General features: G+C 73.6%; 11 protein-coding genes and 2 pseudogenes. 5 read left to right on the forward strand and 8 right to left on the reverse strand.

Going from position 1 to position 14,379, the window contains the following annotated elements; all coding sequences use genetic code 11:
- Nucleotides 1-51 precede the first annotated feature (51 nt).
- The 4 genes and pseudogenes from BLASA_RS26630 to BLASA_RS22230 form a co-directional block, all read right to left on the reverse strand.
- Nucleotides 52-1,353, reverse strand: a complete 1,302-nt coding sequence (locus tag BLASA_RS26630; RefSeq protein ID WP_419761020.1) for a molybdopterin dinucleotide binding domain-containing protein — start codon at nucleotides 1,351-1,353, stop codon at nucleotides 52-54.
- Nucleotides 1,327-3,341, reverse strand: a pseudogene (locus tag BLASA_RS26635) (molybdopterin-dependent oxidoreductase); the annotation flags it as partial. The gene BLASA_RS26630 and the pseudogene BLASA_RS26635, both read right to left, overlap by 27 nt.
- A 559-nt stretch (nucleotides 3,342-3,900) precedes the next feature.
- Complete coding sequence (fdxA, locus tag BLASA_RS22225) at nucleotides 3,901-4,242, reverse strand: ferredoxin (protein ID WP_041775909.1); 342 nt, start codon at nucleotides 4,240-4,242, stop codon at nucleotides 3,901-3,903.
- Nucleotides 4,243-4,299: 57 nt separating this feature from the next.
- Nucleotides 4,300-5,037 carry a helix-turn-helix transcriptional regulator gene (locus BLASA_RS22230; RefSeq protein WP_014378526.1) on the reverse strand — a complete coding sequence of 246 codons (738 nt, stop codon included), beginning with the start codon at nucleotides 5,035-5,037 and terminating at the stop codon, nucleotides 4,300-4,302.
- Nucleotides 5,038-5,150: 113 nt separating this feature from the next.
- On the opposite strand from BLASA_RS22230, the gene BLASA_RS22235 reads away from it, so the two are divergent.
- The gene (locus tag BLASA_RS22235) at nucleotides 5,151-5,510 is read left to right on the forward strand and encodes a hypothetical protein (protein WP_014378527.1); all 360 of its coding nucleotides are present in this window, start codon (nucleotides 5,151-5,153) and stop codon (nucleotides 5,508-5,510) included.
- Between the two features lie 84 nt (nucleotides 5,511-5,594).
- Nucleotides 5,595-6,068, forward strand: coding sequence for a hemerythrin domain-containing protein (locus BLASA_RS22240; RefSeq protein ID WP_014378528.1), 474 nt, complete (start codon nucleotides 5,595-5,597; stop codon nucleotides 6,066-6,068).
- A gap of 154 nt (nucleotides 6,069-6,222) precedes the next feature.
- On the opposite strand, the pseudogene BLASA_RS24455 reads toward BLASA_RS22240, so the two are convergent.
- The 4 genes and pseudogenes from BLASA_RS24455 to BLASA_RS22260 all read right to left on the reverse strand — a co-directional run.
- Nucleotides 6,223-7,356: pseudogene (locus tag BLASA_RS24455) on the reverse strand (acyl-CoA dehydrogenase family protein); the annotation flags it as partial.
- 55 nt (nucleotides 7,357-7,411) lie between these two features.
- The gene (locus BLASA_RS22250) at nucleotides 7,412-8,197 is read right to left on the reverse strand and encodes a DsbA family protein (protein ID WP_014378530.1); all 786 of its coding nucleotides are present in this window, start codon (nucleotides 8,195-8,197) and stop codon (nucleotides 7,412-7,414) included.
- Nucleotides 8,187-8,750 carry a MauE/DoxX family redox-associated membrane protein gene (locus BLASA_RS22255; protein ID WP_014378531.1) on the reverse strand — a complete coding sequence of 188 codons (564 nt, stop codon included), beginning with the start codon at nucleotides 8,748-8,750 and terminating at the stop codon, nucleotides 8,187-8,189. Before BLASA_RS22255 ends, BLASA_RS22250 begins: the two co-directional genes overlap by 11 nt.
- A complete protein-coding gene (locus tag BLASA_RS22260) occupies nucleotides 8,743-9,567 on the reverse strand; it encodes a DUF2249 domain-containing protein (protein WP_014378532.1) in 825 nt (274 codons plus the stop codon). The genes BLASA_RS22255 and BLASA_RS22260 overlap by 8 nt, the downstream gene beginning before the upstream one ends.
- Nucleotides 9,568-9,629: 62 nt before the next feature.
- Between BLASA_RS22260 and BLASA_RS22265 the strand changes: the two genes are divergently transcribed.
- From BLASA_RS22265 to BLASA_RS22275, 3 genes are read left to right on the forward strand one after another with little or no spacing between them, the layout of a single operon-like run.
- Nucleotides 9,630-10,358 carry a helix-turn-helix transcriptional regulator gene (locus BLASA_RS22265; RefSeq protein ID WP_014378533.1) on the forward strand — a complete coding sequence of 243 codons (729 nt, stop codon included), beginning with the start codon at nucleotides 9,630-9,632 and terminating at the stop codon, nucleotides 10,356-10,358.
- Nucleotides 10,351-11,496: a hypothetical protein gene (locus BLASA_RS22270; protein ID WP_014378534.1), complete on the forward strand. Its 1,146-nt coding sequence runs from the start codon at nucleotides 10,351-10,353 to the stop codon at nucleotides 11,494-11,496. Before BLASA_RS22265 ends, BLASA_RS22270 begins: the two co-directional genes overlap by 8 nt.
- The gene (locus BLASA_RS22275; RefSeq protein WP_014378535.1) at nucleotides 11,493-14,087 is read left to right on the forward strand and encodes a multicopper oxidase domain-containing protein; all 2,595 of its coding nucleotides are present in this window, start codon (nucleotides 11,493-11,495) and stop codon (nucleotides 14,085-14,087) included. The genes BLASA_RS22270 and BLASA_RS22275 overlap by 4 nt, the downstream gene beginning before the upstream one ends.
- The last annotated feature ends 292 nt before the right edge of the window (nucleotides 14,088-14,379 follow it).

Below are 14,379 nucleotides of genomic sequence, written 5' to 3' on the forward strand. Positions count from 1 at the left end.
AGACGCTCCCCTTCCCCGCACTCATGGCCATTTCTGCGGCAGCCCTGGGCATCAGTACTGCACCTCCTGGTTGCGGCGGCGGATCACGGTCACTTCGTCGCGCTGGTTCCCGGTCGGCCCCAGGTAGTTGAAGGCGAACGCCAGCTGCGCGTAACCGCCGATCAGGTGTGTGGGCTTGAGGAACAGCCGGGTCAGGGAATTGTGGATGCCGCCGCGCTTGCCGGAGGTCTCCGTGAGCGGGACGTCGATGAGCCGGTCCTGCGCGTGGTGCATGTAGACCGTCCCTTCCGGCATCCGGGCGGACACGATCGCCCGGGCCACCACGACGCCGTTGCGGTTGACCGCCTCGATCCAGTCGTTGTCCTTCACCCCGACCTTGGCGGCGTCCTGGACGCTCATCCAGATCGTCTGGCCGCCACGCGACAGCGACAACATGAACAGGTTGTCCTGGTACTCCGAGTGGATCGACCACTTGTTGTGCGGGGTGAGATACCGGACGGTGATGCCCAGCTCGCCCTGCTCACCGACCTGCGGCTCACCGAACAGCGTGTGCATGTCCAGCGGCGGCCGGAACACCGGCAGGTTCTCCCCCGCCTCGGTCATCCAGTCGTGGTCGAGGAAGAAGTGCTGCCGGCCGGTCAGGGTGTGCCAGGGCTTCAGCCGCTCCACGTTGATGGTGAACGGCGAGTACCGGCGGCCGCCGTGCTCGCTGCCCGACCACTCCGGCGAGGTGATCACCGGGGTGGGCGCCGCCTGCGTGTCGGCGAAGGTGACCAGCTTGCCCTCGTGCTCGGCGGCCAGGTCGGCCATCCGCATCCCGGTGCGTTCCTCCGACCGGTGGAAACCCTGGGTGGCCAGCCGTCCGTTCGTCGTCCCGGACAGCGCCAGGATCGCCTCGCACCAGTGCACGTCCCGCGCCAAGGCCGGCCGGCCGGCCGCGACGCCGTCCCGGATGACGCCGTTCTTGTGCTTGAGGTACTCGACCTCCTTGTCCGGCATGGTGGTGACGCCCTTGGTCGTCAGGCCGAGCTCCTCCACCAGTGGCCCCAGCGCCGCCCACTTCTGCGCGACCGCGCCGTAGTCCCGTTCATGGACGACGAACTTCGGCATCGTCTTCCCCGGGACCGGGTCGCACTCCCCCGCCTTCCAGTCCCGCACCACCCCGCGCGGGTTGGCCAGTGCGTCGGGGGTGTCGTGCAGCAGCGGCAGCGCCATCAGGTCCTTGCGGACGCCGAGGTGCCTGGCGGCCAGCCGGCTGAACTGGCGGGCGATGGTGCCGAAGGCCTCGAAGTCGGTGCGGGTCTCCCACGGCGGCGCGATGGCGGGGTTGAACGAGTGCACGTAGGGGTGCATGTCGGTGGTGTTGAGGTCGTGCTTCTCATACCAGGTGGCCGCCGGCAGCGTGATGTCGGAGTAGATCGTCGTGCTGGTCATCCGGAAGTCCAGCGCGAGCAGCAGGTCCAACTTGCCGGTGGGCGCCTCCTCCCGCCAGACCAGGTCCTTGGGCCGGGCTTCCGGCGGCGCCTCCTCGGCCCGGACAGCGTTGTCGGTGCCGAGCAGGTGCTTGAGGAAGTACTCGTTGCCCTTCGCCGAGGAGCCCAGCAGGTTGGCCCGCCAGATCGTCAGCACCCGCGGGAAGTTCTCCGGGGCGTCGGGATCCTCGGCGGCGAACCGCAGGCTCCCGTCGCGGAGGCCGTCGATCACGTGCTCACCCGGTGCCTTCCCGGCGGCGGCGGCGTCGTCGGCCAGGTCCAGGGGGTTGCGGTTGAACGTGGGATAGGACGGCATCCAGCCCATGCGCGCCGACTGCGCGAGGACGTCGGCCGGCGTCTTGCCGTCGAAGCGACCCGTGCCCAGCGGCGAGGCGAACCCGTCCAGCGTCGTCTGGTCGTAGCGCCACTGGTCGGTGTGCAGGTACCAGTAGGCCGTCTGGATCATCTGCCGCGGCGGGCGCGCCCAGTCGAGAGCCGCGGCCACGGTCGAGTAGCCGGTGATCGGCCGGACCTTCTCCTGCCCGACGTAGTGCGCCCAGCCGCCACCGTTGACGCCCTGGCAGCCGGTCAACGTGGTCAGGGTCAGGAACGCCCGGTAGATCGTGTCGGAGTGGAACCAGTGGTTGGTCCGGCCCCCATGATGATCATGGAGCGGCCGCCGGAGTCCTCGGCGTTCTGCGCGAACTCCCGGCCGATCCGCGTCGCGGCGGCCGCCGTCACTCCGGTGAACTGCTCCTGCCAGGCCGGGGTGTACGGCTGCGAGGCGTCGTCCAGCCCGGCCGGCCACTCCCCCGGCAGACCCCGCCGGTCGACGCCGAACTGGGCGAGCAGCAGGTCGTACACCGTGGTCACCAGGTGCTTGCCGACCCGGCGCACCGGCACGCCGCGGCGCAGGGTGGCACCCTCGCCTCGGGCGGTGTCGAAGCGGGCCAGGTCGACCGTCACCGTCTCCGCCGCGCCGTCGTAGAGGCTCAGCAACGGGTCGACGTCACCGAGATCGAGGTTCCACCTGCCCTTCCCGGCCTCACCGAAGCGGAAGCCGAGCGAGCCGTTGGGGACGTGCGGCTCGCCGGTCGCCGAGTCGACGAGCACGGTCTTGAACTCCGCGCCCTCCTCCAGGTCACCGAGGTCGGCGGCGGTGAGGAACTTGCCCGGCACGTAGCTGTCCCCGTGCGGGGTCAGGGTGAGCAGAAACGGGAGGTCGGAGTACCGCTTCACGTACTCCTGGAACCGCGGGACCTGCCGGTCGACGAAGAACTCCTTGAGGACGACGTGGCCCATCGCCATCGCCAAGGCGCCGTCCGTGCCCGGGTGCGGGGCGAGCCAGTCGTCGGCGAACTTCGTCGCGTCGGAGTAGTCCGGGCTCATGACGACGACCTTCTGGCCGCGGTACCGGGCCTCGGTCATCCAGTGCGCGTCAGGGGTACGGGTGACCGGGACGTTGGAGCCCCACAGGATCAGGTAGGAGGCGTCCCACCAGTCGCCGGACTCCGGGACGTCGGTCTGGTCGCCGAACACCTGTGGCGAGGCGACCGGCAGGTCGGCGTACCAGTCGTAGAACGACAGCATCGGAGCCCCGATCAGGGACATGAACCGGGCTCCGGCCGCGTGCGAGACCATCGACATCGCGGGGATCGGCGAGAAGCCGGCGACGCGGTCCGGCCCGTACTTCTTGATGGTGTGCACGTGGGCGGCGGCGATCATCTCGGTCGCCTCGTCCCAGGACGCCCGGACGAGGCCGCCCTTGCCGCGCTGTGACTTGTAGGTGCGTGCCTTCTCGGGGTCGTCGACGATGTCGCCCCACGCGAGGACCGGGTCGCCCAGGCGCTGCCGGGCCTCGCGGTACATCTGCAGCAGCGAGCCTCGGACGTACGGGTAACGCACCCGCGTCGGCGAGTACGTGTACCAGGAGAACGCCGCGCCGCGAGGGCAGCCGCGCGGCTCGTACTCGGGGCGGTCGGGCCCGGTGGACGGGTAGTCGGTCTGCTGGGCCTCCCAGGTGATGATCCCGTCCTTGACGTACACCTTCCACGAGCACGAGCCCGTGCAGTTCACGCCGTGCGTGGAGCGGACGACCTTGTCGTGCGACCAGCGGTCGCGGTAGAAGCTGTCGGCGTCCCGTCCGCCGATCTGGTGCAGCGACCGCAGGTCGGCGCTGACCTCGCCCTTGCGGAAGAATCGTGAGGTCTTCACCAGCGCCTCGGACACGCCGCCGTCGAATCCGGCGTGCCCGTCGGTGTTCTGCCGGCTGCCCTCAGGTGCGAGAGTCACGGCTCTCCTTCTCGGTCGTGTCCGTCTTGTTCCCGGCCATACCGCCCGCTCTCCTGCATCCCACCGGTCCCCGGGTGAAGTCGCATCCCGACGGGCGGCCACCGGCGTGTCCCCACACCCGCGGCCGCGATCCTGCTCAGCTCCTACGGGGGTGGCCTGCGACCAGGGGGGTGTCGGCGCCCACGACGCCGAGCTTCGCGGCCCCGCCGGGCGAGTGGAGGGGCTCGGCGCGGCCGGGCAGCGGTTCGGCGAAGAAGCGGGCGTTGTCGGCGGTGAAGACCGACCACCGGTCGGGGACGTCGTCCTCGTAGTAGATGGCCTCGACCGGGCAGACCGGCTCGCAGGCGCCGCAGTCGACGCATTCGTCGGGGTGGATGTAGAGCGCCCGCTCACCCTCGTAGATGCAGTCGACCGGGCACTCGTCGACGCAGGCGCGGTCGAGGACATCGATGCACGGTTCGGTGATCACGTATGTCATCCGACGCTCCTCGGGGTCCCGCAGCGTGGCCGTCGGTTCGGAGCGTAGCCGCCCTCCTTATTCGTTGCCCAGCGACTCCACCCGCTGCCGCCGGTCCGGTGCCGGTGGACCAGGGACCTCGGCCATGCACAACTCGGGGGCGACGAACGGCTGCAGCAGGGCAGAGTCGGCGATCACGGTGAACCCGAAGCGGGACAGAGCTCCCCGCATCAGGCCGAGGTGCACCGAGCACACGACCTCAGGGTGGGCCCGGGCCACGTCCCGGAACGGGCACCGCTCGAGCGCCACCCGGAACCGGTTCGGCTCCGCGTCGACCCGGCGCGGCGCGAAACCGAGTCGGCCGAACAGCTCGTCGAGGCCGCCGACGGCCTGCTCCCAGGTGAGCTCCGCCGGTTCGGGCACCTGGCGCTCGGCCCACCGTCGACCGGCCTCCTCGGCTCGCTGTCGGCCACCCTCTCCGCCCGTGTCCAGCGCACCGGCGAGCAGTTCGGCGAGCTCCCGGTGCCCCTGACCGGGTCCGCCCTCCGTCACCGCCGCGTACCAGTGCCGGGGCCGACCCGGCCCTGCCGGCAGCTGCGGCGTCCGGACGACGAGCCCCGCCGCCTCGAGCACGCGGAGGTGGGTCCTCGCCGTCGTCACGTGGAGGCCGACCGCGGCCGCCAGCTCGCCGACGGCGACGGGCCGGCCGGCCGAGCGCAGCACCTCGACGATCCGCCGGCGGGACCGCACGGCGAGCGCCACGTGCCGCGGCTCGGCGAGGTCGTCGATGACGACCGCGGGCGGGCGGTCGGACATGATCACCATTCTGGTCGGGAACCGGGACGTCCGCTCGCCGCGCGCCCGTACCCGGGGATCCGCCGGACGACGGCCCGTTCGCCGTCGGCGGGTCGTTGGGCCACCATGGGCTGGTGGATGACCGAGGACCCGTGAACCTGGACGAACTGGCCACCGAGCTGCTCGCCGACGCCGCGATGCAGAACGCCTTGCGCGCCGCGCACACGCTCCCACACCCCGTGGACGGTCTGCGGCAGACGGTGATCGCCCTGATCAGGAATCAGGACCTGGCCGAGCACGAGAGCCCGGGACCGGCGACGCTCCTGGTGCTCCGCGGCCGGGTCCGGTTGGTCGCGGGCGAGCAGACCGAGGTCCTCGCCGCGCACCAGATCAGCCCCATCCCCAACCGGCGGCACAGCCTCCACGCCGACGAGGACTCGGTCGTCCTGCTCAGCGTCGCGATCCCGCAACGCGCGCCCACCGGTACTCGCTGACCGGGCGTCCCGGCGACCCTGTTTTTCTCACGGCGCATGTTGTAGAAAAGGTGTGACCCAACGACGCACCGCCAGGAGTCCGCCATGACCACGAGCCTCGACCTCATCACCGCCGCTGCCGAGATCCACCACGAGGACCTCCGCGACCGGCTCGTCCGGCACACCCAGTCGGTGATCACGGCGGTGACCGCCCACTGGCCGTACGAGCCGGCACGCCAGGACCTCGTCGACTTCCTGAACGACGAGCTGCTCGCGCACACCGAGGTCGAGGAAGGCCTCGTGTACACCGCCGGGGAGAACGACCGGACCGCGCTGCTCGTGGCCGCGATGCTCGACGAGCACCGGATGATGGGCGCCCTGGTGCGCGAGATCGAGCAGGCGACCGACGGCATCGACGTCGCCCTCGCCGCAGGAGCGCTGGTCGTGCTGTACGACGTGTGCGTCCACCAGGAGAACCGGTACCTGCTGCCCGCCCTCGCCGACGCGGGAGTGAACCTGACCGCGCTCGTGGAGGACGTTCCCGAGATCGTGGGGACGGCGAGGGCCGCCGCCCGGTGAGGGCCCCCTCCGCAGGCTCTGCGCGCTGACGCCGCCTGGGGGGCCGCCCACAGGGCGTGACCAGGTGCGGCGGCAGTTCCGGCTCCCGTCGCAGCTCGGCCTTGGCGATCGACCGGACGTGCACCTCGTCGGGCCCGTCGAAGATGCGCATCGCCCGGTGCCACGCGTACATCGCCGCCAGCGGGGTCACGTCGGTGATCCCGGCGCCGCCGTGCACCTGGATGGCCCGGTCGATCACCCGGGTGGCGGCACGGGGAACCGCCACCTTGGCCATGGCGACCAGGGAACGGGCCGCCTTGTTGCCCTCGGTGTCGATGACGTGGCTGGCGTGGTGGCAGAGCAGCCGGGCCTGGTCGATCTCCAGCCGGGACTCGGCGATCTGCTGCTGGACGACGCCATGCTCGGCGAGGTGCCGGCCGAAGACGACCCGCTCCTTGGCCCGGGCGGCCATCAGCGCGAGGGCGCGCTCGGCGGCGCCCAAGGCCCGCATGCAGTGGTGGATCCGGCCGGGACCGAGCCGGGCCTGGGCGGCGGCGAAGCCCCCACCCTCCTCGCCGATCACGTTCGTCACCGGCACCCGCACCTGGGAGAAGACCACCTCGGCGTGCCCGTGCTGGTCGTGGTGCCCGAGCACCGGGTAGTCGCGGACGACGGTGACGCCGGGGGTGTCCCGCGGGACGAGCACCATCGTCTGCTGCCGGTGCGGCGGAGCACCCGGGTCGGTCTTCCCCATGAGGACGAAGAAGGCGCACCGCGGGTCCATGGTGCCGCTGGTCCACCACTTCCGGCCGTTGATCACGTACTCGTCGCTGTCGCGGTCGATCCGCGTGGCGATGTTCGTCGCGTCACTGCTGGCCACGTCCGGCTCCGTCATGGCGAAGGCCGAGCGGATCTCCCCGGCCAGCAGCGGTTCGAGCCACCCCCGCTTCTGTTCGTCGGTGCCGAGCAGGTGGAGCAGTTCCATGTTGCCGGTGTCCGGTGCGGCGCAGTTGATCGCCTCGGGGGCAAGCTCCAGGCTCCATCCCGACAGCTCCGCGATCGGTGCGTACTCCAGTTGCGTGAGGCCGGACTCGGCGGGCAGGAAGAGGTTCCACAACCCCCGGGCGCGGGCCCGGTCCTTGAGCACCTCGATGATCGGCGGCGCCTCGTGGTCGTCGGCGCCGGCAGCCCGACGGTGGGCCAGGTACTCGGTCTCGGCCGGCAGCACCTGCTCCCGCATGAACGCGACCATGGCCTCGCGCAGCTCGCGTGCGCGGGGTGAGGGCGAGGGCAGCTCGTACACCGGCATGGGGCCTCCGATCGGACCTGGCACGACGAGCGTCGCGCTCGACGAGCATCCAGGGTCAGGCGCCGGCGCGCACCGCCTGGACGAGCGCGGCCGGCTGCAGCTGGGCCGGGCCGAGCAGTTCGCCGTCCAGCAGAACGGTGGGAGTGCTGGTGACGCCGTCCCGGCTAGCCTGGTCGGTGACCGTGCGGGTCCAGTCCTCGTAGACCAGGTCGCGGATACCGCGCTCGACGTCCGCACCCGAGGCTCCGGCTCGCCCGGCGAGCGCGATCAGCTCGTCGTCGGTGAGCCCGGGCGTCCCCTCGACCGGCTGCCGCTCGTAGAGCATCCCGGCGAACCGGACGAAGGCCTCCGGGCCGGCGGCGTCGACCACGACCCCGGCGGCGTTGAGCGAGCGGGTCGAGTACCGGTCCGGGGAGACCTGGTCGAGGAAGGCCATCGGGTGGTACCGCACCCGGGCACTGCCGTCGGCGACCAGTTGCGCGATCGTCTCGGCGTCGAGAGCCTCGAACCGGGCGCACGCCGGGCACTGGAAGTCCTCGTAGACGTCGAAGGTCACCGGGGCGTCCGCCCGGCCCACCTCGATCGCCGTGCCGCCGTCGACGGTGTTCGCCGGCACGGCGGCGTCCGGCGACGACGAGGTCCGGTACGACTGGGCGACGATGGCCAGGACGACCGCCGCGACGAGCAGGACCGAGCCGACGATCGCGCCCGCCAGGGTCCTCCGGCGCCGGGCGGCACGGGCACGCGTCGCGGCCTCCTCGGCCCGCCTGGCGGCGATCCGCTGACGAGCGGTGGCCTTCTTCCCGTGCGGGGGTCGGTGGGCGAGCTGGTCAACGGACACGGGTGTTCTCCGAGATCGCGAGGGGAACCGGAGACTCGGCGTCGTCCGGACGTGGGTGTGCGGGCGGCGCGCCGCCCAGGGCGAGACGGGACCGGGGCCGGCGGGCCAGCAGCAGGGCGATGCCCAGCAGTGCGAGGTCGCGCAGCATCTCGCCGGGATAGGGGGTGTCGGCGGTCGCGACCACACCACCGCCGCCGAAGCAGCCGCAGTCGATCCGCAGCCCGCGTGCCCAGGCGGAGGCGACCCCGGCCATGAAGACGACGAGCAGGAGGGCGACCGACAGCGCGGCGGTCCGCACGAACACCCCGGCGAGCAGGGCCAGGCCGACGGCGATCTCGAGGACCGGCAGGCCGAACGCCACGGGCGCGACCAGCGGCTCGGGCAGCAGCTGGTAGGCACGGACGGCACGGACGGCGGCCGCCGGGTCGGGGACCTTCAGCGCTCCGGCGACGAGGAGCACGCCGCCGAGGAGCAGCCGTCCGGCGGTCGCCGACCACGGCCCGACGGCTCGGCGGGCCCCCGCCGAGCCGCCCCCGACCTCGACGTCAGGCACGGGTCAGCCGGAGCCGCCACGCGTCCGGACCGCGCTCCTCGTAGTCCACGGCCAGGGCGCCGCCCGCGCGGGCGGAGAGCTGGCGGAGCAGCGGCAGCGGGTCGTGCGGCGCCACCAGCAGCAACGAGCCGCCGTCGGGGACGGCGTCGAAGGCCCCGAACACCGTGGCGTGGCGGATGGCGTGCGGTACCGCCCGGACGTCGAGGACCGGGATGTCGTCGTCGTCGTGGCCGCCGCAGCCGCAGCTGCCCTTCGCCGGCACCGGCGGGACGGCGGCATCGTGGTCGTGGTCGTGATCGTGGCCGCCCTCGCCCAGGAGTTCGTGCATCCCGGCGAGGACGCCGGCGAGCGAGACGGCCGGATCGGCGGCGAGCACCGGCAGCACGAGGTCGTTCTCCTTGGCCAGGTGTGCGTCGAAGAGCACGCGCAGGGCGTGACCGCCGGCCGCCGCGGCGGCCGGTTCCACGGCCCGGTCCAGTTCCCGCACCAGCTCCTCGAGCACCCGGTGCTCGGCGGTCATCGCCTCGACGAGGAGCCGGAGCCGCTCGGACCGGGCGGCGGCCGGGTAGAGCGCCCGCTCCTCGGCCGCGGCGTGCGGCAGCAGGTCGCCGCCGAGGAAGCCCAGCGCGGCGGCGCGGGCCTGGCGGAAGCCGGCGGCACCGGGCGCGGTGGCGGCGGCGAGCAGGGCGTCGACGTGGACGGCCAGCCGGCCGGCCAGTTCGGCGTGGTGCTGCCGGACGGCCTCGATGGCAGCGGCGTCGTCAGCATCGGAGGCCAGGACCATGTCGATGGCGCCTGGCGGCAGGGTGGTGGTCACGGATTCCTCCTTCTCGACGGCCCCGCTGGCCGACTGCCGCAGAATTTACTACGGTGCATACCGTGGAAAACAAGAGCGACGCTCCCGAGCTCGGTGCCGCACCGGTCCGCGGCTCGGTCGGCCCGCCACTGTCCGGCGCCCGCGGCACGGTGCTGGAGCGGCTGCAGCGCGACGCGCGGCCGGTGACGATCGCCGCCCTGGCCGCGGAGCTGGGTGTGCACCCCAACACCGCGCGCGAGCACCTGGACGCGCTGGTCGAGCGGGGCCTGGCCATCAGGGAGCGGGCTCCCGCGGAGGGCCGCGGCCGGCCGGCGTGGCGCTACACCGCGGCGGCCGACCGGCTCGAACCCGACGTCCGGGTCCGTGACTATGCGGCGCTGGCCGGCGCACTGGCCGGGCACCTCGCGCGGACCGCCGCCGACCCCGCCGCCGAGGGTCTGGCCGCCGGCCGGGAGTGGGGACGCACCCTTGCGAGCGGCCGCCCGGCGGAGCCCGCACGGGCGGGAGCGACGCCCCGGCACCGCGTCGTCGGCCTGCTCGACGAGCTGGGTTTCGCACCGGAGGCCGACGCCGCGGCCAGCACCGTGGCGCTGCGCCGCTGCCCGCTGCTGGACGCCGCCCGCCAGTACCCCGAGGTGGTCTGCCAGGTGCATCTCGGGATCGTCCGGGGCGCGCTGGAACACTCCGGCGGCGATCCGGAGGCGACCGCCCTGCTGCCCTTCGCCGAGCCCGGCGCGTGCCGCCTGCACTTGGACACTGCGGCGGTTGCCCGGGGCGCCACGGATGTCTGAGCTCACGGCCGAGCGGGCGGCGTCACCGCTCCGGCAGCAGCCGGCCGAGCGCGGGCTGCCGCTCGGCCGGGTGCTGCTCCTGCTGCCGGGGGGTGTGGCCCTGCTGGCCGGGCTCGACGCCGCGCTGGTGCTGCTCGGGCTGCCCGCACCGCTGCGGGTGGAGCGGCTGCCGCAGGTGCACGGCATCCTCCTGGTGCTGGGGTTCGTCGGCACGCTGGTGGCCCTGGAACGGGCGGTCGCGCTCCGCCGCGGCTGGGGCTTCACGGCGCCCGCCGGCCTGGGTGCCGGAGCCCTGCTGCTGATCTCGCCGCTGCCGATCGCCGTCGGCGCCACGGCCCTGGTGCTGGGCACCGGCGCGCTCGTGGCCGTCTACGTGCCGCTGTGGCGGCGGCAACCGGCCGGGGCGGTGGCGGTGCAGGCGCTCGGTGCCGTGCTGGGCACGGGAGCCGCCCTGCTCTGGGCGGGCGGCGTGCCGGTGCCCCGGCTGCTGCCGTGGCTGGCGGGCTTCCTGGTGCTCACCATCGTCGGTGAGCGGCTCGAACTGGCCCGGGTCGGTGCACTGGCCCCGCGAGCGGAAGGCATGGCGGTCGGCCTGGCCGCGGCGGTGGCGGCCGGTGCGCTCGCGGCGCTGATGTGGCCGGCGGTGGGCCACCCGCTCCTCGGCGGCGCCCTCCTCGGTCTGGCCGGCTGGCTGCTGCGCTACGACATCGCCCGGCACACCGTGCGGTCCACCGGGCTGCCGCGGTTCATGGCCGGTTGCCTGCTCGCCGGCTACGCATGGCTGCTGGTGGCCGGTGCGGTCTGGCTGCTCGTCGGGCCGGTGACCGCAGGGGCGGGCTACGACGTCGTCGTGCACGCGGTGTTCCTGGGCTTCGTGCTGTCGATGGTGATGGCGCACGCGCCGGTGATCCTCCCCGCGGTGCTGCGCCGTCCACTGCCCTACCGGCCGGCCATGGTCGTGCCGGCCGTCCTGCTGCACGCCTCCCTGGCGGTGCGGGTCGTGCTGGGCGACGTGCGCGGCATCGAGGTCGCCTGGCAGCTGGGTGGGCTCCTCGGCATCGGAGCGGTCCTGCTCTTCGCCGCCGTGGCGGCGTGGTCGGCGGCGTCCGTCCGGCGCCCGGGCGGGGCAGTCCGATGACCCGGCAGGCGAGCCGCTCCCGCGCATTCTGGCCGCTGCGCGACCTGCCGGTGGTGGTCTGGTTGGTCGCGACGGTCGTCGCCGCCCTGGTGCATCCGTTCGTGCCCGCCCCGCGCTGGCTGCTGATCCACCTAGTCCTGCTGGGTGCGGTGAGCCACGCGATCCTGGTGTGGAGCCGGCACTTCGCCGACGCGCTCCTGCACACGGCTCCCAGGGACGGCGACCGGCGGGTCCAGTCCATGCGGCTGCTGCTGCTCAACGGCGGCGTCCTGCTCGTGCTCACCGGTGTGGCCGGCGGGATCTGGCCGCTGACGGTCGCCGGGGCCGGCGGGGTGGCCGGTGCCGTCGGCTGGCACGGTGCCGCCCTCGTGGGACAGCTGCGCCGGGCGCTGCCCGGCCGGTTCCGGTCGACCGTGCGCTACTACGTCGCGGCGACCTGCTTCCTGCCCACCGGCGCGCTGCTGGGCACGCTGCTGGCCCGCGGGCTGGGCGACCTGCACGAGCGCGCCACGCTCGCCCACGCGGTGATCAACCTGCTCGGCTGGATGGGGCTGACCGTCGTCGGCACCCTCGTGACGCTGTGGCCGACGATGCTCCGGACCCGGATCGCCGACACCGCCGAGCGGACGGCCCGCCGGGCGTTGCCGGTCCTGGCGCTCGCGGTGGTCGTCGCGGCGACCGGCGCCCTGCTGGGATCGCGGCCGGTCGCCGCCGTCGGCCTCGCCGGCTACGTCGCCGGGCTCTCGATGGTGGCGCGCGTGCTCGTCGTCACGGCCCGCAGCCGGCCGCCGTCGTCGTACCCGGCCTGGTCGGTCGCCGCAGGCCTGCTGTGGCTGGCCGGCTGCCTCACCGCCGCCGCCGTCGGGGTGGGGACCGCCGGCTCCTGGGCGCAGGCCGGGGACCGGTTCGGCTGGCTGACCCCGTTCCTGGCCGCCGGGTTCGGCACGCAGGTACTGCTCGGGGCGCTGTCCTACCTGGTTCCGGTGGCCCTGGGCGGTGGCGCCGGGCCGGTGCGCGCGGCGAACGCCGCCCTCGACCGGGGCGGCGCCTTCCGGATCGTCGTGGTGAACGCCGGCCTGCTGGTCTGCGCGCTCCCGGTGCCGAGCATCGTCCGGGTGGCGTGCTCGCTGCTGGTGCTCGCCGGCCTGGCCACCTTTGTCCCGCTGCTGTTCCTGGCCATCCGCGCTGCCCGCCTCGCCCGCCGCGCCCCGGCCGCAGAGCCGTCGCCGGCGCCCTCCCCCGCGCCGGGCCGGGTTCCCGGCCTGGCCGTCGCGGGGCTGGCCGCCGTGCTGCTGGCCGCGGCCGCCGGCGTGGCCGCCGATCCCGCGGCGCTGGGCGTCGCGACCGCAGCCACCCCGGGCGATGTCGCGGCCACCGGTCGGACGACGACGGTGCAGGTGCGCGCCGAAGGGATGCGGTTCGTGCCGGACGTGATCGATGTCCCGGCCGGCGACCGGCTGGTCGTCGTCCTGACCAATGCCGGTGACCAGCCGCACGACCTGGTGCTGGCCAACGGAGCCCGCACCGACCGGATCGACCCGGGCGAGCGGGCAGAGCTCGACGCCGGGGTCATCGGCGGCGACCTGGACGGCTGGTGCTCGCTCGTGGGACACCGGCAGATGGGCATGGAGCTGCAGGTCCGCGTGGTCGGCGGATCAACGGCCGGGCACGACCCGCACCGGGCCGGTGAGGACGACGGGCCCTCGGCCGCGCTGGACATCGATCCCGCCGCGGAGCCGGATCCCGGCTTCGAGCCGTTCGACGCGGCGCTCCCCCCGGCGAGCGACCAGCGGACGCACCGGATCACGCTGCCGGTCACCGACGTGGAGCGGGAGGTGGCGCCCGGCGTCACCCAGACGCTGTGGACGTTCGGCGGGACCGCTCCGGGGCCGACGCTGCGCGGGCGCGTCGGGGACGTCTTCGAGATCACGCTGGTCAACGACGGGTCGATCGGCCACTCGATCGACTTCCACGCCGGCGCGCTGGCACCCGACGGCCCGATGCGGACGATCCCGCCGGGCGAGTCGCTGACCTACCGCTTCACCGCCACCCGCAGCGGTATCTGGCTGTACCACTGCGCCACGATGCCGATGTCGCTGCACGTCGCGAACGGGATGTTCGGCGCCGTGGTGATCGACCCTCCGGACCTCGCGCCGGTCGACCGAGAGTACCTGCTCGTGCAGTCGGAGTTCTACCTCGGGCCGCAGGGTGGCGTCGCCGATCCGGAGCGGATCGCCGCCGGCGCTCCCGATCTGGTGGTCTTCAACGGCTACGCTCGGCAGTACGACGCGGCACCGCTGGCGGCCCGGGCCGGGGAGCGCGTGCGCATCTGGGTGCTCGCCGCCGGGCCGAACCGGGGCAGCTCGTTCCACGTCGTCGGCGGGCAGTTCGACACGGTCTACCGGGAGGGGGCCTACGACCTGCGCCCCGGGCCCGGCGGGACCGGGGGCAGCCAGGCGCTGGGCCTGACGCCGGCCCAGGGCGGGTTCGTCGAGCTCACGTTCCCCGAGGCCGGCACCTATCCCTTCGTGACCCACGCGATGGCCGACGCCGAGCGCGGCGCGCACGGCCTCGTGCGGGTGACGCCGTGAGGCATGGCGAGACATGGGCGCACCGTAGGCACCGGGTGGTCGGCGTCTCGGGCGGCGCGCCCGCAGACACCCTCCAGTCGACGACGCAAGTAGCCGGGGCGTCCCAGCCGTCACCGCAGCGCTGGTCGCGGACCAGCAGCCGCTCCTCCGGCCTTACCGAGGTCCCGATGAATTAACCTCCCGCGCCATCCCCAGCCGAAATGGCTGCCAGCTCCCCTGCCGCGAGAAGTGCGCGTAGAGGGATCCCTTGCGGTGGTCACCCGCCGAGCCGATGGGCGACGTCCGCGGCGCC

The organism is Blastococcus saxobsidens DD2 (assembly GCF_000284015.1).
Lineage (GTDB): Bacteria > Actinomycetota > Actinomycetes > Mycobacteriales > Geodermatophilaceae > Blastococcus > Blastococcus saxobsidens_A.

What these genes read in the sequence shown, in the direction of transcription:
- BLASA_RS26630 (WP_419761020.1), bottom strand. Translation starts at nt 1,353, where the DNA reads ATGCACCCCTACGTGCACTCGTTCAACCCCGCCATCGCGCCGCCGTGG.
- fdxA (WP_041775909.1), bottom strand. Translation starts at nt 4,242, where the DNA reads ATGACATACGTGATCACCGAACCGTGCATCGATGTCCTCGACCGCGCC.
- BLASA_RS22230 (WP_014378526.1), bottom strand. Translation starts at nt 5,037, where the DNA reads ATGTCCGACCGCCCGCCCGCGGTCGTCATCGACGACCTCGCCGAGCCG.
- BLASA_RS22240 (WP_014378528.1), top strand. Translation starts at nt 5,595, where the DNA reads ATGACCACGAGCCTCGACCTCATCACCGCCGCTGCCGAGATCCACCAC.
- BLASA_RS22270 (WP_014378534.1), top strand. Translation starts at nt 10,351, where the DNA reads ATGTCTGAGCTCACGGCCGAGCGGGCGGCGTCACCGCTCCGGCAGCAG.
- BLASA_RS22275 (WP_014378535.1), top strand. Translation starts at nt 11,493, where the DNA reads ATGACCCGGCAGGCGAGCCGCTCCCGCGCATTCTGGCCGCTGCGCGAC.